The sequence below is a fragment of the uncultured Cetobacterium sp. genome (assembly GCF_945952365.1).
Lineage (GTDB): Bacteria > Fusobacteriota > Fusobacteriia > Fusobacteriales > Fusobacteriaceae > Cetobacterium_A.
This window is the reverse complement of sequence record NZ_CAMFHX010000013.1, coordinates 48060-73511: the sequence shown is the minus strand read 5'-3', so window position 1 is coordinate 73511 and position 25452 is coordinate 48060. Positions and strand designations below refer to the sequence as shown.

General features: G+C 29.8%; 19 protein-coding genes. 15 read left to right on the top strand and 4 right to left on the bottom strand.

Translation table 11 applies throughout. From position 1 onward, the window contains the following. Both brnQ and Q0O83_RS06455 read left to right on the top strand, forming a co-directional pair. The coding region (gene brnQ, locus Q0O83_RS06460) for a branched-chain amino acid transport system II carrier protein (protein WP_294095347.1) at positions 1-1312 on the top strand (1312 nt) is incomplete at its 5' end. Between the two features lie 139 nt (positions 1313-1451). Then, positions 1452-2213, top strand: coding sequence for a formate/nitrite transporter family protein (locus Q0O83_RS06455; RefSeq protein ID WP_294095346.1), 762 nt, complete (start codon positions 1452-1454; stop codon positions 2211-2213). Positions 2214-2262: 49 nt separating this feature from the next. On the opposite strand, the gene Q0O83_RS06450 is transcribed toward Q0O83_RS06455, so the two are convergent. Genes Q0O83_RS06450 through Q0O83_RS06435 form a run of 4 tightly spaced genes read right to left on the bottom strand, consistent with a single transcriptional unit; the run spans position 2263 to position 6679 of the window. Next, positions 2263-3036: an SDR family NAD(P)-dependent oxidoreductase gene (locus tag Q0O83_RS06450; RefSeq protein ID WP_294095344.1), complete on the bottom strand. Its 774-nt coding sequence runs from the start codon at positions 3034-3036 to the stop codon at positions 2263-2265. A 10-nt stretch (positions 3037-3046) separates the two neighbouring features. Then, positions 3047-3565, bottom strand: coding sequence for a shikimate kinase (locus Q0O83_RS06445; protein WP_294095342.1), 519 nt, complete (start codon positions 3563-3565; stop codon positions 3047-3049). Between the two features lie 5 nt (positions 3566-3570). Next, a complete protein-coding gene (locus Q0O83_RS06440; RefSeq protein ID WP_294095340.1) occupies positions 3571-3900 on the bottom strand; it encodes a DUF1904 domain-containing protein in 330 nt (109 codons plus the stop codon). 1 nt (position 3901) lies between these two features. Beyond that, positions 3902-6679 carry a M16 family metallopeptidase gene (locus tag Q0O83_RS06435; RefSeq protein ID WP_294095338.1) on the bottom strand — a complete coding sequence of 926 codons (2778 nt, stop codon included), beginning with the start codon at positions 6677-6679 and terminating at the stop codon, positions 3902-3904. 137 nt (positions 6680-6816) lie between these two features. Here Q0O83_RS06435 and Q0O83_RS06430 point away from each other — a divergent pair, with 137 nt between their 5' ends. The 13 genes from Q0O83_RS06430 (at position 6817) to Q0O83_RS06370 (ending at position 25448) form a co-directional block, all read left to right on the top strand. Beyond that, entirely contained in the window at positions 6817-8388 is a 1572-nt protein-coding gene (locus tag Q0O83_RS06430) for a putative glycoside hydrolase (RefSeq protein ID WP_294095337.1), read from the top strand. A gap of 67 nt (positions 8389-8455) precedes the next feature. Then, positions 8456-9313 (top strand): tRNA pseudouridine(55) synthase TruB, encoded by an 858-nt coding sequence (gene truB / locus Q0O83_RS06425; RefSeq protein WP_294095334.1) that lies wholly within the window; start codon positions 8456-8458, stop codon positions 9311-9313. Between the two features lie 23 nt (positions 9314-9336). Continuing rightward, positions 9337-11142, top strand: a complete 1806-nt coding sequence (typA, locus tag Q0O83_RS06420; RefSeq protein WP_294095331.1) for a translational GTPase TypA — start codon at positions 9337-9339, stop codon at positions 11140-11142. A 22-nt stretch (positions 11143-11164) separates the two neighbouring features. Continuing rightward, a complete protein-coding gene (locus tag Q0O83_RS06415) occupies positions 11165-11965 on the top strand; it encodes a hypothetical protein (protein ID WP_294095328.1) in 801 nt (266 codons plus the stop codon). A gap of 125 nt (positions 11966-12090) precedes the next feature. Further along, positions 12091-13440, top strand: coding sequence for a TrkH family potassium uptake protein (locus Q0O83_RS06410; RefSeq protein ID WP_294095327.1), 1350 nt, complete (start codon positions 12091-12093; stop codon positions 13438-13440). Positions 13441-13452: 12 nt separating this feature from the next. Continuing rightward, positions 13453-14109: a TrkA family potassium uptake protein gene (locus Q0O83_RS06405; protein ID WP_294095324.1), complete on the top strand. Its 657-nt coding sequence runs from the start codon at positions 13453-13455 to the stop codon at positions 14107-14109. Between the two features lie 16 nt (positions 14110-14125). Further along, positions 14126-16015: a tRNA uridine-5-carboxymethylaminomethyl(34) synthesis enzyme MnmG gene (gene mnmG, locus Q0O83_RS06400; protein ID WP_294095320.1), complete on the top strand. Its 1890-nt coding sequence runs from the start codon at positions 14126-14128 to the stop codon at positions 16013-16015. Beyond that, positions 16016-16720, top strand: a complete 705-nt coding sequence (gene rsmG, locus Q0O83_RS06395) for a 16S rRNA (guanine(527)-N(7))-methyltransferase RsmG (RefSeq protein WP_294095316.1) — start codon at positions 16016-16018, stop codon at positions 16718-16720. 41 nt (positions 16721-16761) lie between these two features. After that, the gene (locus Q0O83_RS06390; protein ID WP_294095314.1) at positions 16762-21102 is read left to right on the top strand and encodes a hypothetical protein; all 4341 of its coding nucleotides are present in this window, start codon (positions 16762-16764) and stop codon (positions 21100-21102) included. 23 nt (positions 21103-21125) lie between these two features. Then, the gene (locus Q0O83_RS06385; protein ID WP_294095311.1) at positions 21126-23204 is read left to right on the top strand and encodes a BamA/TamA family outer membrane protein; all 2079 of its coding nucleotides are present in this window, start codon (positions 21126-21128) and stop codon (positions 23202-23204) included. Between the two features lie 23 nt (positions 23205-23227). Then, positions 23228-23713: an OmpH family outer membrane protein gene (locus Q0O83_RS06380; RefSeq protein ID WP_294095310.1), complete on the top strand. Its 486-nt coding sequence runs from the start codon at positions 23228-23230 to the stop codon at positions 23711-23713. 29 nt (positions 23714-23742) lie between these two features. Next, on the top strand, positions 23743-24741 hold the full coding sequence (gene lpxD, locus Q0O83_RS06375; protein ID WP_294095308.1) for a UDP-3-O-(3-hydroxymyristoyl)glucosamine N-acyltransferase: 999 nt from the start codon (positions 23743-23745) through the stop codon (positions 24739-24741). A gap of 119 nt (positions 24742-24860) precedes the next feature. Then, a complete protein-coding gene (locus Q0O83_RS06370) occupies positions 24861-25448 on the top strand; it encodes a TIGR03936 family radical SAM-associated protein (RefSeq protein ID WP_294095306.1) in 588 nt (195 codons plus the stop codon). Positions 25449-25452: the final 4 nt, after the last annotated feature.

Sequence of the window (25452 nt, the reverse complement as noted above, 5' to 3'; positions counted from 1 at the left end):
TATTATACCTCAAAGGATTGGAGTAGTTTCAATAAATTTTAAGTTAACAGAAACAAAATTTGTATGGGGAGGAAATATGAACAAAAGAAAAGAGATAGTAGTTTTAGGATTGGCATTGTTTTCAATGTTTTTTGGTGCAGGAAATTTATTGTTCCCACCTTCTTTAGGAGTTGCAGTTGGAGATAGTTGGATTTCAGCAGGAATAGGATTTTTTGTAACTGGTGTAGGATTGCCACTATTAGGAATATTGGCTTTTACAAAGGGTGGAACATTGGATGAATTTGCAAGTAAGGTATCATTAAAATTTAATAAAGCGTATTTGACGACACTAATTTTGGTTATAGGGCCACTGTTTGCGATTCCTAGAACAGGATCAACAACATTTGAAATGGGCGTATTACCACTTATAGGGGGAATGAATCCTAAGGTGATGGCTATTGTATGCTCAGTAGCATTCTTTGCAGTAACTTTATTTTTAGTGATGAATGAATCGAAGGTAACAGATATTTTAGGTAAATTTTTAACACCGATTATACTAGTTATATTAGCTTTAATAACTGTATTTGGTATTTTAAACCCAATAGGTGAAGCTGTACCAACGACTGCTGCTGGAAGTCAGTTTGCATATGGTTTTATAAATGGATATCAAACTATGGATGCTTTAGCTTCAGTTTTATTTGGAGTTGTTATAATTAAAGGTTTAGAGATGAAAGGGATAAAAGACTCGAAAGAACAGAAGTTCTTTTTAACAGGAGCTGGAGTTATAGCTGCGATAGGGTTAGGTTTAATCTATTTTAGCTTAATATATTTAGGTTCTCAGATTAGTTTTATGAAGAATCTATCTACGGCTCAGATAGCCCTTACAATAGCGGAGTTAACACTTGGGCAATCAGGTAAACTAGCATTTGGAATCTGTGTTGCTGCTGCGTGTTTAACAACTTCTGTTGGATTGACAGCTTTGGTTAGTGACTGGTTTTCAAAACTTACAGGATTATCATACAAGACAATTGCAACAATCACTTGTGTATTTTCAGCAATTTTAGCTGTAGCAGGATTAGATTATATAATTAGTTTAGCTGTTCCTGTATTAGTTATACTATATCCTTTAACTATTGTTTTGATTGTTTTAAATGTATTTGGTGTAGAGAATAAAAATTGTTATGTTTTTACATCTCTAGTAACTTTAATAGTGAGCACATTAGAGGTATTAAAAGTTGATTTATCGATTATTCCTTTAGCAAGTCTAGGGTTTCCGTGGATTGCACCAGCTTTAGTTGCTTTTATACTTGGAAAAATTGTAAGAAATAAATAAAAAGGTGTTTGTATATACTTAAATATATTAAAATTGAACTCAATCGAATCTGATTGAGTTTTTTTTAATATTCACTTGAAAAAAAAGGGGAAAGGGTGTATAATTCGAAACTGTATGAAAAGAAATCAGGAGGAAAAAAGTGAAGGTTTATTTAACAAACAAAGAAACGACAGAACAAGTTCTTCTTTTAGGAGAAAACAAAGGGCATTACACATTTACTAAAACGGTTTTACTAGGATTTATGGGAGGTGTTTACATAGCTCTTTCAGCATTAGGAAATCTAATTGCTAACTTTACTGTCGGTGGAGGTGCAGGAAAGTTTATAGGAGCCGCAGTTTTCCCAACAGGATTAATGCTGGTTGTTTTAGTTGGAGGGTCACTGTTCACTGGAGATTGTTTAGGATTATTAGCATTTACAAAGGGTAAAGTAGAGAAGACAACATATGTGAGAAACTTAAGTGCGGTTTGGATAGGGAATTTTTTAGGATCAATATTTATAGCATATACTTCTTATTTAGCAGGAAATTACTCTTCGCCTGAGTTTGCAAAGTATGTTGTGGGAGTTGCTGAACACAAAGTTCATTTAACTTTTGTAGAAGCTTTAGCTAGTGGTTTTTTATGTAATGTTTTAGTTGCAATAGCAGTTTGGTTTGCATTAGCAGCAAAAGATTTAGCAGGAAAAATTTTAGCAATCTGGTTCCCAATTATGTTATTTATCTTAGGAGGATTCCAGCACGTTGTTGCAAATATGTATTACTTAAGTATTGGAAAAATATTGATGACATCAGTTTATTCACCAACTGAGATGGGAATACACTTCTTAGCGGTAACGATAGGAAACTTCTTGTCTGGAGCTTTATTCTTACCTTTAATTTATAAAAAATTATATATGAATGATTAGTAAAAAAAGAGGAGTAGCTTTAAGTTAAGCTTGCTCCTCTTTTAAATTACTATTTGTTTCTATGAACAGTTCTTCCGTCGGCTTGATGATTAGGTGTCATTGCGATTTCTGTTAATTGCACATTTTGAGGTAAACCAGTGGCATAGATAACAACATCAGCAACATCATCTGGTGTTAAAGCATCAATTCCTTTATAAGTATTATTAGCTTTTTCCAAATCTCCTTTAAATCTTACTTTACTAAACTCTGTTTCAACTAATCCAGGTTTAATGTTTGTAACTTTAATATTAGTATCTACTAAATCTATTCTAAGACCATCTGAAAATGTTTTAACAGCAGCTTTTGTAGCACAATAGATTGCTCCGCCAGCATAAGCACAGTCTCCAGCGATAGAACCGATATTAACTACGTGTCCACTTTCATTTTTTAACATTAAAGGAACAACAGCAGCTGTAATGTAAAGCATTCCTTTTACATTTGTATCAATAACAGTGTCGATATCTGTAGGAGAAGCAAGATAAACTTTATCTAATCCTAGAGCTAAGCCCGCATTGTTGATTAAAATGTCAATTTTTTTAAAAGAATCAGGAAGAGATTTTACTTTTTCTTCGACCTCTAAACTTTTAGTAACATCTAAAACTAAAGTATAAACTCTAATTCCATATTTTCTAACAAGTTCCTCTTTTAAAGAATCTAAAAGATCAGAGCTTCTAGCTGTTAAAATTAGATTAGCACCTTTTTCAGCATATGCAAGTGCACAGCTTCTTCCAATTCCTTTTGTAGCACCCGTAATAAAAACTGTCTTACCGTATAATTTGTTCATAGAAACCCCCTTAGCTTAGAATATAAGCATTTTTTATTTTTTCAACACTATCATAAATATTTGTGTTCAAATCTATTTTTATTGAAAAATCAGAAGATATTTTATAAAGATTTTTTCTTTTTTCATAAAGCTCTTCAATGGTTTTAAAAACATCTTCAGAGTTATTAAGAAGAGGTCTAGTCTTACTTCGTTTAACTCTTTCGTAAATTGTATTTATATCGCAATCTAGATGAACAACAAAAGATGTTGTTTTTAAATTTTTGATATTCACATTATCGACGATAGCGCCACCCCCAGTAGAGATAACAATATTATTATCTCTTGACTCCTCTTCAATAATTTTTCTTTCGAGATCTCTAAAGTATTTTTCACCATATTCTTCAAATATTTCAGAGATAGTTTTTTTCTCTCTGATAGATATACAACGGTCGATATCTATAAACTTCATATCTAGACTTTTAGCAAGAATTCTTCCAACTGTAGTTTTTCCGCTTCCCATAAAGCCTATGAGAGCAATGTTAGCCTTCATAAATTTTAGAAGTGCTCTCCATTGTCATAATAATTTGAACCTTCAAGGGGATAGAAGATAACAGTTGTATCATTGTTGTTAGTTAATTTTTTACAAAACTTTGTAATGAAATCTGCAACTTGGTTTTTAGTTTCTTGTCCTCTATCAAACCAAGCAACGTCAATAAAAGTATATCCAGGAACAATAGCTCCGTCAAAGATATATTCAGTTTCTGTGTGCTCTATAGTGAACCACGTTCTGTCGCACTTAATGATGTCAGTAAGACCATCAATTAATTCTTTGCTATTTTCAATTAAAACTTTCTTTTCAATACCTCTAAATTTTAAATGTGGCATTTTAGTCCTCCTTTTCTGGCAGAAGAATAATCTCTACGCAGTTGTTTATATTAAGTGCTCTATTAGAAAAATTAATAATAGAGTTATAGTTTACAATCTCATTATACCTCATAGGAGCATAAAATTCATAGTCTGATATTAAATTTTTTTTCTCAAGGTAGTTATTCCAGAAATTATTTGTTTTTAATGCTGTTTCAAAGTTAAGTTCATAGTTTTTTTGGATGTCTAAAACTTTATTTTCAGGAAACTTTCCACTTTGGATATTTTCAATGACAGATTTAGTTTTTAAGATAACTTCATCAACTCTTTTAGTGTCCGTACTAAACATAATTTGTAGATAGTTTTCACCAAAATTAAATTTTTCAAGAGTAACCGAAGAGGAGATAGAGTAAACTCCACCGATTTTTTCACGAACATCTTCAATAAGTAGAATATTTAATAAGCTAGATAAACCATTGTATAAATTTCTATTTTCAATTGTAAAGGTACTTTGATAAGGGAATGTTAAAACAACAGTTGCTTTTTTATCCGTTCCCTGTATAACTTCCTTTCTTATATTAGTTTTTGGGTAAACTATATTCAATGGCTTTAAAGCGGTTAAATTAGTTTCAGTCGGAAGATTAGCAAAATATTTATTTAAAATATCAATCATTGTAGTTTCATCAATAGACCCTGTTACAATTAATTTATAATTTTTAAAACTACTAAAAAGGTTGCTATATGCTTTTATTAGATTATCTTTTGTTACTACTTCTAAATCTTTTAGTTCTAAAGATGTTCTTCTAGGATGATTAGAATTTAGCGTTTCAAGATAAGTTTTTCTGAAAACAGATCTCGGTGAAAAATCTCTATTTTTAATGAGCTCTTTATTTGTTTTTAAAGTAGATTCAATAATATTTTCATCAAATTTAGGGGATGTAATTAAAGTTTTGAAATATTTCAATGCTTCATTTAAATCCTCTTTATTTGTTGTAATTTTAAATCCTTGTGTATAATCGCTTACGAAACTATTCACAGTGAAATTTTTTCCTTTGAAATAAAGGTCCAATGAATTGTAGTCAATATTTCCAACTCCAGAATTTGATAAAATCTCTGATAAAAAAAGAGAATTTATATATTCAGAGTAGTCTAAGCTAGAGTTTCCTTGAAGCTTAACTAGATTAAAACTTATCTTGTCCTTATCAAAATCAGTTTCTTTATATAAAACTTCAATTCCATTAGAAAGTTTTAGTTTTGTATAGTCGTTATTTTTTTCAATTGTATCAGTATGCCCAGGAATACTTTCTATTTCTGGAAGCTCAATGTTAAAGTTAAACGGTTTTACATTAGATATATTTTGAGCAAGAAGATTATCTATATAAACTTTAAGGTCCTCCTCTTTAGGTAAGGTGTTTTTCATATTTTCTCTAGAAGTAATCAGAACGTCATAGTTTAAAGATAAAATATTTTGACTTAAAGTTTTTAGATTATCTATAGATATATCTTTAATCAGTTTTAAAGTTAAAGCATACTCTTCATCTAAAGTTAAAAATGTATTATCATTTAATATATAGTCAATAATAGAAGACATATAGGTATCATTTTTAATACTTTCTTTATTATTAACTAGTGTTTTTAAGTTATTGATTAAGTTGATTTTCTCGCTTTCTAATTCAGCTTTAGATACTCCGTTTATAGATATATCTTTAAGGTTATTAACAATAGTAGAAATCGTTTCTTCAGTATTATTTTCTCTAATTAAACTTGAAATAACATATAATCCTGTTTCATTATTTAAAGAGAAATCGTAAATTGAAGAGTAAATGAAAGGAGAATTTTTATCTTTTGATAAAATAGAGAATCTAGTATTTAAAATAGAGTTAAATAATATTTTCTCGAGTCCTTTTTTGAATGCCTCTTCATTGTTAATTGATGTTGTGTTTTCTTTCCACATAATATTTAAATTGGTTGTAGTTAGTTCTGGGTCTGTAAATATTGTGATAGAATCCTCTTTAGCTAAAGATATTTTAAAATCTTTTTTTTCAGCAATTGTTTTATTTTTTAAACCTTTAAAGTTTTCTGAAATCAATTTTTCAATTGTTGAAGGGTTGAAATCTCCAACAGCGACAACAGCCATATTTTGAGGTTGATACCATTTTTCATAGTAATCTCTTAAAATTTTATCAGTAGCGTTGTTGATAGTTTCAGGAAAACCAATTGGAAATCTTTTTGAGTACCAAGAGTCACCATATAGAATTTTCTTTTGCAAATCTCCAACTCTTTGTGAGATTCCTTGACGAAGTCTCCACTCTTCAATAATGATTTTTTTCTCATTTTCGACGTCTTTAGAATCTAAAGTTATTTCAGAAGCCCACTCTTTTAAAACATCTAGTCCAATAGCCAAATCATTTTCTGAAGTGGGAACTTGTAGTTTATAAACTGTTTCTGAGAAACTAGTGTATGCATTTAAATCTCCACCAAAACTTAGACCTAAAGATTGTAGATATTGAACGAGTTCATTTTTTTGATATTTAGTAGTACCATTAAATGCCATGTGCTCTAAAAAATGAGCTAATCCTTGCTGATTTTCCTCTTCTAAAAGAGAACCAGCTTTTACGACCAAGTTAAGAGAAGCTCTGTTTTCAGGTTTTGAATTTTTTAAAATATAATATTCTAAACCATTATCTAGTTTTCCAGAGATAAGATTCTCAGAAGGTGTTAAATTTTTGATAGTATTAGAAAAAGTAAAAAGCTGTAAAATAAAAAAAAGTATGATTGGAAAGTATCTTCTTTTATTCATAAAAATCCTCCTTAGTAGTTCTTTCAGATATAACTAAATAGTAACATTTTATATCTCTTATTAAAAGGATTATTTACTAGATTTTTTTAGATAAAATTGATAAAATATATGAAGTAAATATATAAATGGAGGCTAGCGTGAGAATAAAAGACAGAAAGAAATTCTTTAGATTTCTAATATTACTACTAATCTTTATCTTTACAATCTCTTGTGGTGTTAAAAGGTTTGTATTTAATGATGAACCTAAAAAAGTAGAGATGGTAAGTGATGAAATAAAGGTTGATGTATTATCTTTGAATAAAGATAATACTCCTTTAGAACCTAAAAAAAAAGATATAGTAAAGCTTAAGGCTAATGAGGAAAGTAAAAGTGAGGTTTTAGAAACTAAGAAAGTTGAAGAGGTAGCTAAAAAAGAACTTGAAGAGTTTAGGTTTGTAAAAAATCAATCCATTTTTGTATTTAAAGATGAGGCTCGAAAAGAAAAAGTAGATACTTTAAGAAAAGGAACTAAGATACAAATTTTAGATGAAAAAGTAGTTGGAGAAGAAAATTCAAAAAAGACTATTTTAAAAATCTCTTACAGAAAAGATTTGAAAGATAAAACAGGGTGGATTGGAAAAGTTGAACTAGCAAAAAGTTTAAACGAGACTCTTCCAGCTAATTGGAAAAATATAGATTTTAAGACAAGCTATCCAATTAATAATTTTGCAAATAATCCAAGGGTAGATGTAAAAGGGATATATCTAAATATATACACAATTGGAAGTACTAAGAAAATGGAAAGATTGATTGACCTTGCTAAAACAACTGAAATCAATGCTTTTGTAATAGATGTAAAAGATGATAATGGAGTGCTATCTTTTGAAATGGAAGCACCTAAAAAGTTTGGAGTACAGGTTACAAAAAATTATCCTATAAAGAATATAGAGTTATTTATGAAAAAATTAAAAGAAAATAATATTTATGCCATAGCTAGAATAGTATCTTTTAAAGATCCAACTTATGCTAAATCTAACTCTGATAAAGTAATTATTTCAAGAGACACAGGGAAACCATATACAAACAGTGATGGAATTATTTGGGTTTCACCTCATGATAGAAACTTATGGGAGTATAACTTAGCCGTAGCAGAGGAAGCCGCTAAGGCAGGATTCAATGAGATACAGTTTGATTATGTAAGATTCCCAGCTTCAAATGGTGGGAAATTAGATGCAAAATTAAACTATAGAAATACTAAAAATGAATCTAAACCAGAAACGATACAAAAGTATTTAAAATATGCGAGAGAAAGAATTAACGCTTTAAATGTATATACAAGTGCAGATGTCTATGGACAAGTCGGAACATTTAGCGATGATATGGGATTAGGTCAACATTGGGAAACTGTAAGTCAGGTTGTAGATTATATATCTCCGATGATGTATCCAAGTCATTATGGAAATGGAGCATATGGAATAGCAGTTCCAGATGCGCAGCCATATAAAACGATATATTATTCTGTTAGAGATTCAGTAAACAGAAGTGAAAATATTACATCACCAGCAACTATGAGACCTTGGATACAAGCTTTTACTGCTAAATGGGTAAAAGGTTATATACCTTATAATGAAAAAGAGATAAGAGAGCAAATAAAAGCAATGAATGACTTAGGAGTTACAGAGTATCTTTTATGGAGTCCAAGTAATAACTACAAGATTACAGCAAATTAAAAATAAATGTTTAAAAAAAGTATAGTGTATGATATAATGTCATTTGACTAAATTAAAGGAGAGAAAATTGGAAGGAATAATAGTTATAGACAAACCTATCGGTATAACTTCCTTTGATGTCATAAGGGTTTTAAGAAGAAATTTAAGAGAGAGAAGAATTGGACATACTGGTACTTTAGATCCATTAGCTACAGGAATATTGGTTATTTGTGTAGGAAGAGCTACAAAATTAGCACAGGATATAGAGGGATATGAAAAAGAGTATGTTGCAGATTTAGAACTTGGATTTAAAACAGACACTTATGATATAGAGGGAAAAGTTTTAGATAGAGTAGAAAATTTCAATATATCCGATGAAACTTTTGGAGTGGCGTTAGAAACATTTAAGGGAGATATCAAACAAGTTCCCCCAATGTATTCAGCTATAAAAGTTGATGGAAAAAAACTTTATGAGTTAGCTAGAGAGGGCGTTGAAATTGAAAGAAAAGCTAGAGATGTTAGTATAACAAATTTAGATGTAATATCTTTTGATGGTGTAAAAGCTAAAATCAACTGCACAGTCTCGAAAGGAACTTATATAAGAAGTTTAATCTATGATTTAGGAGAAAAACTAGGTACTTTTGCTACAATGACAGGACTGAGAAGAACTAGAGTTGGAAAAGAGGATTTAGATAGATCATTTACTTTAGAAAAAATAGAGCAAATGGTTGCAGAAAATGATTTTTCATTTTTAATATCTGTTGAGGATTATTTTAAATTCCCTAGAACAGACATAGAAGATGAAACTGATATAAAACTTTTTGTAAATGGCCAAAGATGTAAAAAAAGAATAAATGAAGGAAAATATAGTGTTTATTCTAAGAATAAGTTTATAGGTTTAGGTGAAGTTACAAATGGTTTATTAAAAGGTTATAAGTATTATTAATTTTAAATAGAGAGGAAGAGATTATGAAAATAAAAAACATTGCGATTATAGCCCATGTTGACCATGGAAAAACAACTCTGGTTGACTGTTTATTAAGACAATCAGGAGTTTTCGGAGCTCACGAACTTGAGAAAGTTTCTGAGAGAGTAATGGATTCAAATGATATCGAAAAAGAGAGAGGAATTACAATTTTCTCTAAGAATGCTTCAGTAAATTACAAAGATTACAAAATCAACATTGTTGATACTCCAGGCCATGCTGACTTCGGAGGAGAAGTACAAAGAATCATGAAAATGGTTGACTGTGTTGTTTTACTAGTAGATGCGTTTGAAGGGCCAATGCCTCAAACTAAATACGTATTAAAGAAAGCTTTAGAGCAAGGACATAGACCAATTGTTGTTGTAAATAAAGTTGATAGACCAAATGCTAGACCTGAAGAAGTTTTATACATGGTATACGACTTATTCATCGAGTTAAATGCAAATGATTTACAATTAGAGTTCCCAGTTGTTTATGCTTCTGGAAAAGCTGGATTTGCTAAGAAAGAGTTAGAAGATAAGAGCGATAACATGCAACCATTATTTGAAACTATTTTAGAGCATGTTGAAGATCCAGAAGGAGATAGCGCAAAGCCAACTCAATTCTTAATAACTAACATCGAGTACGATAACTATGTTGGTAAACTTGCTGTTGGAAGACTTTATAACGGAATGTTAAAAAGAAACCAAGAAGTAATATTAATCAAAAGAGATGGAAAGCAAGTTAGAGGAAAAGTATCTGTTATGTACGGATATGAAGGTCTAAAAAGAGTAGAAATCCAAGAAGCTTACTCAGGAGATATCTTCTGTGTTGCTGGATTAGATAACATAGATATCGGAGAAACAATCGCTGATTTCAATGAGCCAATTGCGTTACCAGTAATTGATATAGATGAGCCTACGCTTGCTATGACATTCATGGTAAACGATTCTCCATTTGCAGGAAAAGAAGGAAAGTTTGTAACTTCTAGAAATATCTGGGATAGATTACAAAAAGAGCTTCAAACAAACGTAAGTATGAGAGTAGAAGCTACAGAGAACGCGGATGCATTCGTAGTTAAAGGAAGAGGAGAACTTCAACTTTCTATACTTTTAGAAAACATGAGAAGAGAAGGTTTTGAGATTCAAGTTTCAAAGCCAAGAGTATTACTTAAAGATATCGATGGAGAAAAGTTCGAGCCAATCGAGTTAGCTATGGTTGACGTTGATGACGCTTTCGTTGGTGTTGTAATTGAGAAAATGGGAATCAGAAAGGGAGAAATGGTAGCAATGACTCCTGGAACTGATGGATATACAAGATTAGAGTTCAAAGTACCAGCAAGAGGATTAATTGGATTCAGAAACGAATTCTTAACTGATACAAAAGGAACTGGAATCTTAAACCATTCATTCTATGATTTCGAGTTATACAAAGGACCAATCCCTACAAGACCAAAAGGAGTTCTTATCTCTTTAGAGCAAGGAACTACAGTAGCTTACGCTTTAGGTGGATTACAGGATAGAGGAGTTCTATTTACTGAGCCAGGTGTAGCAGTTTACGAAGGAATGATCGTAGGAGAGCATAATAGAGAGAACGATTTAATAGTAAACGTATGTAAAGCTAAAAAATTAACAAATATGAGAGCTTCAGGAAGTGACGATGCTATAAAAATGGCAACTCCAAGAAAATATACTCTAGAGCAAGCTTTAGACTATATAGCTGATGATGAGTTAGTAGAAATTACTCCAACTAACATCAGAATAAGAAAGAAATTCTTAAAAGAAAACGATAGAAAAAAGAACTCTAAATAATACAGAAATTAAGAGGTATTCTATGAAGAAATTATTAGTTTTATTTTTACTACTCCTAACTTTTGTTGGTTGTAGTAATTTCAATAGAAAAGTATATACAGAGGATGAGATAATAGCAGCAGTTGTTGTGGACAATGTTTATATATTAAATAGAGCAATAAAAAATGGTTTTGACATAGATCAACAACTAAAAAGTGGAGATACTCTTTTGAGCTTAGCCTTAAAAGAGGACTCTCTTCAGGTAATATCTTCATTGTTAGCCAATGGAGCTGACTTAAATAAAGATTTACCAGCTAAAAAAAATGTTGGGATTAACACAATAACATCTCCAAGACCTCCAATATTTTATGTAAATAGTATAGAGGCTTTACAGATGTTTCTCAATGAGAAGTCAAATCTGAACACTTTTACAAGTGATGGAGAATTTCTTTTAAATTTTTATATAAAAACAAGACCTGAAGAGTTAGTAGTAGTTTTAATAGATAATAATGTACAGTTAAGAATTTTAGATTCAAGTGAATGGTATCCAATATTTTGGGCTGTTAATATTGAAAATCCAGAAATCTTAAATAAAATGTTATCTAAAGATGAGAGCCTGTATCTTTTAAAAGATAAAAAAGGAAATTATCCAATCTATTATGCTAATTCAGAAGAGGTTATAAAAGTGTTATTGAATGGTAAATATAATCCTAATGAAAAAAATATATATGGTGAAAATATATTAGGTGAAGTTTATTTAAAAGTAAAAAAATTAGGTTACACTAATCTAGTACCGTTACTTTTAGAAAAAGGTGTAAATCCTAACTATAACTCATATAGATAAAAAAAATATTAATTAAAGCAAGGATAGGATTTGTTAATTCTATCCTTGTTAATTATTTAGTGAACTTGAAAAAATGGTAAAAATAATGTATAATTTCAAAAGCATTTTTTCATAGGAGGAAAAAAATGATAAATAAACTTTTAAGCCCCATAGGTCGACTATCTCTATCGAGAAAGTTAATACTAGGTTTCTTTGCAGCGATTGTATTTGGCTCGATACTTTTATATATGCCATTTTCGTTACAAGAGGGGCAAAAGATAAGTTTTTTAACAGCAGTATTTACAATAACTTCAGCAATATGTGTAACAGGATTATCTGTGATAGATATAAGTCAAGTTTTGTCATTTGAAGGACAAATTATCTTACTAGTTTTTATTCAACTAGGAGGATTAGGAGTGATGACATTTTCATCTTTATTTTTCCTATTGATTGGGAAAAAAATGAGTTATAAAGATAGAGAACTTATAAAAGAGGAAAGAAATGCTGAAAGTAGTGGTGAAGTAGTAGACTTTATAAAAAAAATAGTAATAATTGTACTATTGATAGAAGGAATAGGGGCATTCTTTTTAACATTGGAGTTTTTAAAAACTTTTGAATTTTCAAAAGCTTTATATTTTGGAATATTCCATTCTATATCAGCGTTTTGTAATGCTGGATTTGCACTTTTCTCAAATAATTTAGAAAATTATACGGGAAGTATTTTAATGAATATGACAGTGGCATATTTAATTATATTAGGTGGAATAGGATTCTCTGTAATAAATTCAGTTTTAATTGCAGTAAGAAGAGATGTAAAAAGATTTACTTTGACTTCAAAAGTTGCGATTTTAGTTTCGATGTTTTTAACATTTGTTGGAATGATTCTATTCTTTTTATTGGAATATAAAAATCCTGCAACTATAGGAAATTTAAATTGGTTTGATAAAATTTTGGCTTCTTTTTTCCAAAGTGTCACAACAAGAACAGCAGGGTTTAACACAGTTTCAATGGGAAGTTTAAATCCAGCTACAATATTTATGTTTTGTATTCTTATGTTCATAGGAGCTTCTCCAGGATCTACTGGTGGAGGTATAAAAACAACAACAATAGGTGTAATTGTTTTATATGTCTTAGGAGTTATTGGAGGAAAAGAAAATATAAATGTGTTTAACAGAAGAATAAGTTGGGATATATTGAATAGAGCTTTAGCGATTTTAGTGATATCGATAATATACGTTTCGATGGTAACAATGGCTGTAATGACTATAGAAACAGGGGTTAGCTTTGAAAAGGTAGCGTTTGAAGTAGTTTCAGCATTTGGAACAGCGGGGCTTTCTATGGGAATAACAGCTGACTTAAGAGCATTATCAAAAATATTGATAATAATAACTATGTTTATAGGTAGATTAGGGCCAATGACTTTTGCTCTAGCATTAGGAGAGAAAAAAGTTAAACAAAGTTTAAGATATCCAAAAGAAAATATTTTAGTTGGTTAAAATGGAGGAAAGATGAAGCAATATGTAGTAATTGGTATGGGAAGATTTGGAGCAAGTGTTGCAGAAACTTTATATAAATCAAATGAAGAGGTTTTAGCAATAGATGAATCTGAAGATACAATTCAAGAAGCAGTAAATAGTGGGATAGTTGAAAATGCAGTTGTTGCGGATGCAACAGATGATAAGGAGCTTAAAAATATCGGATTAGAAGGGTTTGATGTAGCATTTGTGTGTATAGGAGCTATAGAACCGAGTATAATGGTTACATTGAACTTAAAAGAGCTTGGAGTAAAGAAAATTATAGTAAAAGCGATCTCTAGAAGACACGGAAGAGTTTTAGAGAAAATTGGTGCGAATCAAGTTGTTTATCCAGAGGAATATATGGGAAAAAGAACAGCTTTAGCTGCGATGGATCCAAATATGATTGAGCATTTTAGATTCTCAAAAGATTTCTTATTAGCAGAGATAAAATCACCAGAAAGTTTCTGGAATAAAACTTTAATAGAATTAGATATCAGAAAAAGGTATAATGTAAATATAGTGGGAATAAAAAAAGGGAACAGAAGTTTTATTCCAAACTTATCAGCTGATACTGTTATAGAGCAAGGAGATATCTTACTTGTGATAACAGATGCAAAAACAGCTAACGAATTAAAGAATTTAAAGTAATTAGAGAGGAGTAGAAATGCAAAATTTTGATGTTATAGTTGTAGGAGCAGGTCATGCAGGATGTGAAGCTGCATTAGCCGCTGCAAGAATGGGAGCAAAAACAGCAGTATTTACAATATTGTTAGACAACATAGGATACATGTCTTGTAATCCATCTTTAGGAGGGCCAGCTAAATCACATTTAGTGAAAGAGGTTGACGCTCTAGGTGGAGAGATGGGAAGAAATATAGATAAAACTTTTATTCAAATAAGAGTTTTAAACACTAAAAAAGGACCAGCAGTGAGATCATTAAGAGCTCAGGCTGATAAAGTAAATTACAGTAAAGAGATGAAAAAAACTCTAGAAAACACAGATAACTTAGATGTTATTCAAGGAATGGTAACAGAGTTAGTTGTAGAAAATAACAAAGTTATTGGAGTAAAAACAAAAGAGGGTGTTGAGTACAGAGCTAAAGCTGTTGTTATAGCAACTGGAACATTTATGAGAGGTTTAATTCATATTGGAGAAAACCAATTCCAAGGTGGAAGAATGGGTGAATTATCATCAGAAGAGTTACCAGTATCATTAGCTAATTTAGGGATAAAATTAGGAAGATTTAAAACAGGAACACCTCCAAGAATAGATGCAAGAACAATTGATTATTCAAAAGTTGAAATTCAACCTGGAGATGAAGGAGTTTTAAAATTCTCTAGCAGAACAACAGATGAAGAGGTTCTAACAAGAAAACAAATTCCTTGCCATATGGTATTTACAAATAAAGAAGTTCACGATACAATTATTTCAAATAAAGATAGATCACCACTATTTAATGGAACGATTCAAGGAACTGGACCAAGATATTGTCCATCTATAGAGGATAAAGTATTTAGATACCCAGATAAAGATAGACATCATCTATTCTTAGAAAAAGAGGGTTATGATACAAATGAAGTATATATAAGTGGATTCTCATCATCATTACCAACAGATGTTCAGTATCAAATGCTAAAAGGTATTGAGGGATTAGAAAATGCAAAAATAATGAGATATGCTTATGCTATTGAATATGACTATATAATCCCAGAAGAGATAAAGTACACTTTAGAAACTAAAAAAGTAGAAAATCTGTTCTTAGCTGGTCAAATTAATGGAACATCAGGATATGAAGAAGCTGGAGCTCAAGGTCTTGTAGCAGGAATTAATGCAACGAGAAAAGTATTTGGTAAAGAGCCGGTAATTTTAGATAGAGCTGATTCATATATTGGAACACTGATAGATGACTTAGTTTCGAAAGGAACAAACGAACCATATAGAATGTTCACTGCAAGAAGTGAGTATAGATTGGTTTTAAGAGAGGATAATGCAGATTTAAGATTATCAGCAATAGGACATGAGATTGGATTAGTTTCAGATGAAGAGTATAGAAGAGTACAGAAGAAAGAATCAGATGTAGCTGAGATAATTGAAAAATTAGAGAAGCAACATGTTGGAAGTAGTAATCCAAGAGTAAATGAAGTTTTATTAAAAGCAAATGAACCTGAAATTAAATCTGGAATAACTTTAATAGAGTTATTAAGAAGACCAGAAGTATCTTATTCAGATATAAAGTATATATCTGAATTGATAGAGAAGTTTGACTTAGGTGAGTATTGTGAAGATACAGAGTATCAAGTTGAAGTTCAAGTAAAATACTCTGGATATATCCAAAAATCTTTAAAAATGATAGAGAAGCATAAAGGATTAGAAACGAAAAAACTTCCAGAAGATATGGATTATGATTCTTTAGAAAATATGCCAAAAGAGGCAAAAGATAAATTAAAGCAAGTTAGACCATACAATATAGGTCAAGCTTCAAGAATTTCAGGGGTTTCTCCAGCAGATATCCAAGTTCTATTAATGTATTTAAAGATAAGAGGTAGTAAATAGATGAGAGAATATTTAATTGATGGAATAAAAAAAATTGGGTTAAGTTATACAGATGAAAAAATAAATAACTTGGTAAAGTATTTAGAGTATTTAGTAGAGTATAATGAACATACAAATTTAACAGCTATCAGAGATACAAAAGATGCTATCGAGAAGCATTTCTTAGATTCTCTTTTACTTCAGAATCTATTGGATGAAAAAAAAGCTAAAAAAGCTATTGATATAGGAACAGGAGCTGGATTCCCGGGAATGGTGTTAGCTATATTTAATCCAAATGTAAAGTTTGTACTTATGGATTCTGTTGGAAAGAAAACAACATTTTTACAAAACGTAAAAGAGATGTTAAACTTAGATAATGTTACTGTTGTTAATTCAAGAGCAGAAGACTATATCAATGAAGAAAATAGAGAAAGCTTTGATATAGGGCTTTGTAGAGGAGTAAATAAATTAAATGTAATTTTAGAGTATATGATTCCATTTATATCTGTGGGTGGACATTTCTTAGCTCAAAAAATGGTTGGAACTGAAGAGGAGGGAGAAGCAACAAATGCTTTAAACACTCTTGGAGCTAAAATAGTAAAAATTCATCAATATAATTTACCAAATTATGGGGATGAAAGATTAGTTGTTGAGATTTTAAAAGAAACTTCAACAGATAAAAAGTATCCAAGAAGAGCAGGAGTAGCTTTAAAAAAACCTTTATAAAATAAATAAAAACATAAAATATAACTAGGGAGGGAAGAACTATGAAAATTTTTGAAAAATATAAAAAAATTATATTCATAGCTCTTCCTCTTTTTATTTTTTTGAGTGGAGGATTGTTAGTAAAATATAACTTACCAAAAATTGTAGAGATTATATTAAAGCTTGCATTAGGACCAACAATATCTTCTCAAGAGATTAAATTCCCAAAATTTGGGGAGATTGATATAACAGATATAGTTTTATCTAAAGGAGACGACACAATGGTTAAAGCTCCAAAAGTTATTATTACATACTCAAAAGAATCACTGAAGAATTTTAGACTGAAAGAGATAAATGTAGAAAACCCTTGGGTTCATATAGAAAGAAAAGGAGAGAGTGTAAATATAGTTGATGCTTTTTCTAGTGGTGGAGAATCAGATCCAAATAGTAAAGCTGGTGCAGCTGTTCCAATAGATATTATAAGGGTACAGAATGGAACTTTGGTTTTTAGAGATACAACATATTCAAGAGAGATAAAGCAAGAGTTAGATGTAGTAAATGGATATGTGGCTTTTGATAAGATAAAAGGAATAGATTTAGAGTTTAAAGGAAGTAAAGATAAAGAGATATATGAGTATAGGTTAAATAATTTAAATGAGCCTTTAAATATGAATATAATATTAAAAAATATAGATATAAAACCAGAGCTGATTCAGTATGGATATGATGATAAAGAGTTAAGTGGAGCCTCAGGAATATTTAATATGGATTTAACAATAGCAACAAGTGGATTAAAAGGCTATGCTAATTTGAGTAATGGTACAGTTATTTATGATAGTTTGAGTGACATTGTTAAAGAGGTCAATGGAGATATAACTTTTGGTGAAAGTGGAATTGATGTAGATTTTAAATATGATTTAAATAAGACTCCTGGAATATTTAAAGTTTTTTATTCAGAAGCAACAGGAGTTAGGGTTGATTTTAAATTTAAAGATTTACCATATTCAACTGCAAGTAGTTATAAGCTGTTAGGGGATTTGAATCTTCCTTTAAATGATTTAAAGTTTAAAAATGTAGATGTGGAGCTTTCGTATAAAGAGGAGTTAGGATTTAAAGCTGAAGTTTTATATAATGCGTACCCTTTTCTGTTATCTGAAGTAGAGATTGACAATTTAAATGGAAAGGTTGAATTTAAAGATGGTATTTTAAATCTTTCTGGAAATGAGTTAAATATCTTATTTAAAGGTGTAGATTATAAAAAGATATTTACCTATAGTGTTGATTTAGATTTGAAAGAGGAAGATTTAAAATTTGATGTGAAATCAACTTTTATAGATTTTAATGGAGAGTATAAAAAAGAGGAAAAAATAATAAATCTGTATCAAGAATCAGAGTTAGCTTTAAGTTATGATCTAGAAAAACAAAATTTAGATTTATTAAATTTAGTTGGGAAAAATTTAATAAATAATTATACTTTTAAATTTAAAGCTAAAGAGGAAGATAAAGAGATAGACTTTGAAGAGATTTCAATGATAAATAACCAAAATCAAAAAGTTTTACAGTTTGTAGGAAAGTTAAATCGAGAGAGTTTAAAATATAATTTTAAAATTCATACTAAAAACTTTGAAGAGGAAAACTTATTTGGAAATCTTTCGTTAAAAGCTAATTTAGATTTTATAGGGCAAATAGCTGGAGAAAAAGAAAAATTTATTTTAAGAGGTACGATTAAAGATTTTAAAATAAGTAATAAGGATTTGAATATAGAGAGTTATGCTAATCTCTCTCTTGTAAATAATGAAGGATTACAAGCTCAGATAGATGGAGAACTTAGAAAAATTGGGTATAAAAATTTTGAGCTTCAAGGTATAAAAATAGTTTCAAGCTTTGAAGATGGAAAACTAAAGATGTCAGATGTAAGAAATAGTTTTTTTAAAGTGGATGGAGAGCTAGATACTTTACGAAAATATATTGATTTGAAATATAAAGTTTCAGGACTAAGAAGTAGTGAATTTAAAAATAATAAAATCAATGTTGTGCTTCAAGATATTGAAGGAGATATCGTAGGAGAGTTTGATAATTTAGAAGCTTTTGCAAAAGTGAATGAGGCTTATATAGAAACACCGAATAAAGCACTTGTATTTTTAAATGGTGATATTAAATATAAAGATAATGAGGTTATTTTAAATAAATTTAAAATAAATCAAAGTTTAGCAAATGTTAGATATAGTTTGGAAAATAAAGAGGGTGAATTCTCTATTAATATTTTAGAGGAAAACTTAGCCAAATATTATAATTTTAGAGCACTTAAATATAGAGTTCTATCTAGAATAGATGGAAAAATAATAGATGGAAATATAGATGCTAACATAGGAATAAATGTGGATAGAGCTTATTTAAACGGCTCTTCAATTCCGAATTTAAAACTTGATTTATCATATAAAAAAGATGATTTAGAAAATATTTTGAAAATAAATGGATTAGACATTTTTAATTTAGAAGGGAAAAGACTACTTTACTCAAAGGGTGAGTTGGATTTAATAGAAAATACAATCGATTTTTCTATTCCAAAGCAAAGTTTATACTTAAAAGATTTTTCTGGAATACTAAATCTGAATGTAAAAGATATGAATGGAAGTATAGGAATAGAAAGTGAGATTATTGGAAAAATAATAGACCCAGAATATTCATTAAAGCTTTTTGATGGAGAGTATGAAATAAAAGGGATAGATTTTGATAAGATATCTTTAGATTTGAATGGAGATAAGAAAAAGTTAAATGTTAATAAACTTTTAGGATACTATGAGAATAATGAAATAAGAGGAAAGGGAGAGTATTTGATAGATTCGCAAGAGTATAAATTTAATATTTTCTCTAAAAATATAGATTTGAGTTTTTTAAATGCAATTTTACCGAAAGAAACAGTAAAAGATATAAGTGGAACTGCAAACATAGATGTGTGGCTTTCAAGTATTTTAAAAGAAAATAGTGGATATGTAGATTTAATAGATTTTAATGCTAATCTGCCAAGCACACTATTAGATTTAAAAAAAATAAATATGGTTTTGAAAATTGATAATGAGAGATTGACTGTAAACTCTTTAACTGGTTTAATAAATAAAGGTGAGATAAAAGGTAGTGGTTATTTAAAACTGCCATCTATCGATGAGATAAAAGCTGATGATGAGTTTTATAAAAATTTAGATTATGCATTTAATGTGACATTAAAAAATGTGATATATGAACTAAAAGATTATTTCAAAATAGACCTTTCAACTAACTTGGTGTATTCAGAAAATAAAGTATCAGGTAATGTTATTGTGAATAAAGGTGAGATAACAGGTATCTTAAAAGAAGATAAAGGCTTGATTTTAACTATATTAAACTTTATAATAGATAAGACAAGAGCAATAATAGGTGAAAGTAAAAGATTGGGAGAAGACTTTGAAATAAAGGGTAGTAAGTTAGATGAAACTCCAGAATTTAATGTTGGGGTGATGATAAAAGATGGAATAAATATAAATATTCCAGATATATCAACTTTTGCTCAAGATGTTCAAGGTGTTTTAATGGGAAGATTTAATTTAGTTGGAAAAAATGATAAAATATTTGTACTCGGTGAATTAGAGATTCAAAAAGGAAGTTTTGTTTTAGGTAGTGAAGATTTCACAGTGACAAGAGCATTGCTGTTATCAGATAAGAAAAATGGATTACTATCTAATTTTAATCCTAATTTAATTTTCGATATTTCATCATTAACTGCAAACGGAAATATAGAAATTTCTTTACAAGGAGAGCTAAATAGTTTAAGATTAAATATATTAACCAATCAAGGTAGTGAAAGTAGTAGCTTAAAAAATATATTTGATGGTGGTGGAGATGAGAGCGATAAAAATATAGTGGCACTACTATTTAAAACTCTTATAGATAGTCAGATATCAAGTACATTGTTAAGACCTATTTCTAAAACTATAAAAAATACTTTCCATATTTCAAAGTTTAGAATAGTATCTGATGTTTTTAATCAAGAAGTACTGGCAAACTCAGATGATCCTAAAACACAAGATCCTAATGTATTTGGATTTGGAGCTTATTTAGAAGCTGAAAATCCAATATATAGAGATAAATATTTCTGGGTATTAAAATTAGGAATAATTGATGGTAGTAAATATGAGTTTGGGAAAAGTACAGATGATGGCCAGTCAAATGAGGTATCAAATTCAGTTAATCAATTTGACTTTAAAGTTGAAAGAAGATATAGATCGGGATGGTCTTACGGAGTTGGAGTATCAAAATTAAATCAAGAAAATATGATAGATGAAGAGAAAAAAGGAAATTTAAATTATTATGTTGATTTTAAATTTGAAAGAAAATATAATAGTATAAAAGATATTTTTTCTAAATAAAAAAAATTGGAGGGCAATTTAGGATGAGAAAACACCTAATCGGAATAATATCACTAATAGCTTCTATAGTTTCGTTTGGAGCAGAAGGTGAATATTTAGTAAAAGGGGTAGAGTTTAGAAATTTAAATGAGATACCTCAAGATGTTTTAATACAAAAGATGAGTTTAAAAAAAGGTCAAATATTCTCAACAGAAGGTTTATTAAAAGATTATAATAATATAAAGAAAAGTGATTATATAGATGAACTAGCAATCTATCCACAAGTTTTTGATGGTGGAATAAAATTGGTAGTGGATGTAAAAGAAAAAAGAGAAACTAGAGATCTTTTAGAAAAGCAAGGAATATTACCAGCCTCAGAAAGAGAAAGAGTGGATACATCTTTAGTTGTTTCAAGCTTAGAAATAATTGGAAGTGTAAATGTTCCAGTATCAGAAGTTGTTAAAAAGATTCCAATTAAAACTGGAGGATATTTCTCTAAAAATAAAATAGTTAGAGGGCAAAGAGAGCTTTTAGAAACAGGTATGTATAGAGAGGTAATACCAGATGTATATCAATATCCAGAAGGGTTAGTTGTAGTTTACTCAGTTATTGAAAATCCAATTATAAATGGAATAAAAATATCAGGAAATACAAAATATACAGCAGAAGAGTTAAAAGCTTTAGTTAATATAGAAACAGGAAAAGTATTAAACTTAAATAACTTAAGAGATGCTAGAGATAAGATATTAAAAAAATATAACGAAGATGGTTATGTTTTAGCTGAGATAGAGGACATTGATTTAACAGGAACAAACGATTTAGAAATTATTATAAATGAAGGTGTAGTTGGAAAAGTAGATTTCACTAAAATGGTAACAAAGCAAAAAGGTGAAAGAAGAAAGGCCACAGATACACTGTTAAAAACAAGAGACTATGTAGTTGAAAGAGAGATTGAAATTAAAGATGGAGAAGTATTTAATATCAATGAGTACAATGAAACAGTTTCTAACTTAATGAGAACTGGATATTTCAAGAATGTAAAATATGAAACTAAACAAAGAGCAGGACAAGGTTCTGGAACAGATTTACTACTTCTTTTAGAAGAGGAAAGAACGGCAACATTACAAGGAGCTGTATCTTATGGTTCTGAAATAGGGTTGCTGGGAATGCTTTCTGTTAAAGATATGAACTGGAAAGGAAAAGGACAAGAGCTAGGAGTAACATTTGAAAAATCAGATGAAAACTACACAAGCTTCTCAATTAATTTCTCAGATCCATGGATAAGAGATACAGATAGAATCTCTTGGGGATGGAGTCTTTACAAAAATGAGTATGAAAACAGCGATAGTATCCTATTCAATGAAACAGATACATATGGAGCTAAGCTTAATGTAGGAAAAGGATTAACTAAGAATCTGAGAATTGGTCTTGGAACAAAAGCTGAATATATAACAGAAAAGACAGATACAGAAGAGCTACTTTTAGAAAATTCAGGAAAAGAGCTATTAACAAAATGGGGAGATGAGAGAAGTTACGGATTATTTAGTATCTATCCATCAATAACTTATGATACTAGAAATAGTTATTGGAATCCAACATCTGGTTGGTATGGAAAATACCAAGTAGAAGTAGGATATGCTGATACTATTGATTCAGGAACTTTTGCTAATACAACATTAGAGTTTAGAAAATATCATAGAGGATTATTTAAAAATAATACTTTTGCATATAGAGCAGTTGGAGGAATAATGACTTCATCTACTCCTGAATCTCAAAGATTCTGGGTAGGAGGAGGAAGTACTCTTAGAGGATATGATGGAGGATTCTATCAAGGAACTCAAAAGGTAACAGCAACAGTTGAAAATAGAACTCAAATAAATGACGTTTTAGGATTCGTTGTGTTCTCTGATTTCGGAAGAGCTTGGGATTATCAAGGAGAAGACCCTGGATATTTAAGAGAAGGAAGAGATGCTAAAGCACCTGATGATATAGCAACAACAGTTGGACTAGGATTAAGAGTTAATACACCTGTAGGACCTTTAAGATTTGACTTTGGATGGCCAGTGGGAGATTCAGAGGAAAGCGGTATGAAGTTCTACTTTAATATGGGACAATCATTCTAATAAATATATATGGAGGATTTACAATGAAGAAAATAGCACTAATTGCAATGCTAGGAGCATTATCAACATCTGCGTTTGCATTAAAAGTTGGATATGTAAATAGCCAAGAGCTTTTTGCAAAATACTCGCAAACAAAGGTTGTTAGAGATAATTTAACAAAAGAGAAGCAAACTTTAGAGGCAACATTACAAAAGCAAGAGATAGATTTACAAAAGCTTCAAGTTGAATTACAAGGAAAAGGAAAAAATGTAACTGAAACTGAAAAGAAAGCTTTCGAAGATAAGGTAGCAGCTTTCCAAAAGCTAGTAAGAGAGTCTCAAGCAAAGTTATCAAATGAAGAAGCTAAAAAAATGCAAGAGATTGATAGATTAATAAATATATCTATTCAAAATGTAGCAAGATCAGAAAAATATGATTATGTTCTAGAGCAAGGAGCAATCAAATTTGGTGGAGAGAATTTAACTCCAAAAGTATTAAACGTTATGGAAAAAAGTAAAAAAATAAACTAATATAATTGTAAAAAAAGAGAGGGATAAAAATGACTTATAAAATAGATAAGTTAATATCCCTTCTTGAATGTGAGGTAAAGGGAGATGCCAAGGTAAACATTACAGGGTTATCTCCCTTTTTTCAAGCTCAAGAAGGAGATGTAACTTTTGCTTCGGATGAAAAGTTTTTAAAAAAATTAAATGAGACAAAGGCAAGTGTTGTTATAGTACCAGCAGGAATAGAGTTGCCAGAAAATGGGAAAACATATCTACTTGTAACTTCAAACCCAAGAGTCTTAATGCCAAAACTATTAAATTTCTTTAAAAGAAAAACTAAGAGAATGGAAAAAATGATTGAGGATTCAGCAGTTATAGGTGAAGAGACTACCGTAGCTATGAACTCATACATAGGGCACGATGTAAAACTTGGAAAAAATGTTACGATTTATCCAAATGTAACAATCTGTGAAGGAGTAGAAATTGGTGACAATACAACAGTTTATCCAAATGTAACAATAAGAGAGTTTTGTAAAATTGGAAAAGAGTGTGTTATTCAACCAGGAGCTGTAATTGGATCAGATGGATTTGGATTTGTTAAAGTAAATGGAAACAATACAAAAATAGATCAAATAGGATCTGTTATAATAGAGGATTTTGTTGAAATTGGTGCAAATACAACTATTGATAGAGGGACTATAGGAGATACAGTAATAAAAAAATATACAAAGATAGATAACTTAGTTCAAATAGCTCATAATGATATCATAGGAGAAAATTGTTTGATTATTTCTCAGGTTGGAATAGCAGGTAGTACTGAAGTTGGAGATAATACGACTTTAGGAGGACAAGTTGGAATAGGTGGTCATATAAAAATAGGAAGTAATGTTATGATAGGAGCTAAATCTGGTGTTACTGGAAATGTTGATGATAATCAGATTTTAGCAGGTCATCCACTGATGAATCTGAAAGATGATTTAAAAGTAAAAGCAGTACAAAAGAAGTTACCTGAGTTATTAAAAAGAGTTAAAGAGTTAGAGAAAAAAATATAAAAATGAAATCTAAAAGGACAAAAATATCCTTTTAGATTTTTTATTTTTTTAAAGAAAGGTATTTAATTTACAGGGTTAACGTGGTACAATATACAAAATAAGAAAAATGAGGTAGTTTAATGAAAAAGAGAATATTTTTTGATAAGTATGAGGAGATGAGATTTATATCCCATTTAGATATGCTTAGATTTGCAGATAGACTATTAAAGAAAGCTCATATACCTATGAAATATACGCAAGGTTTCCATCCAAGACCAAAAATATCTTTAGGAAATCCAATATCATTAGGAACTGAGGCTTTTAATGAGTTAATGGATATAGAGTTATCAGAAATGATGACAAACGAGGAAGTTTTAGAGAGAATGAACTCTGCAAGTGTTCCAGGATTTAGAGTTAATAAAGTTGAAACAATAGAGGATAAAAAAAGTATTGTTGATACATATACAAATGCATTGTTCCAAATAACAGGAACTAAAGATGATATAGATACATTGGAGAAACTTTTCAATCAAGAAGAGATTATAGAGAGAAAAGAAAAAAATGGAAAAATATCAGAAAGAAATTTAGGGGAAAGAGTTAAAGATTTCTCTAGAGTTGAAAATACAATCAATTTAGAATTGGTTAATACTTCACCAAATTCGTTTTTAATATTAGCGGGAGTAGACATTAAAAACGTACATATAATAAAAAAAGGTTATAAAATCTAAAATA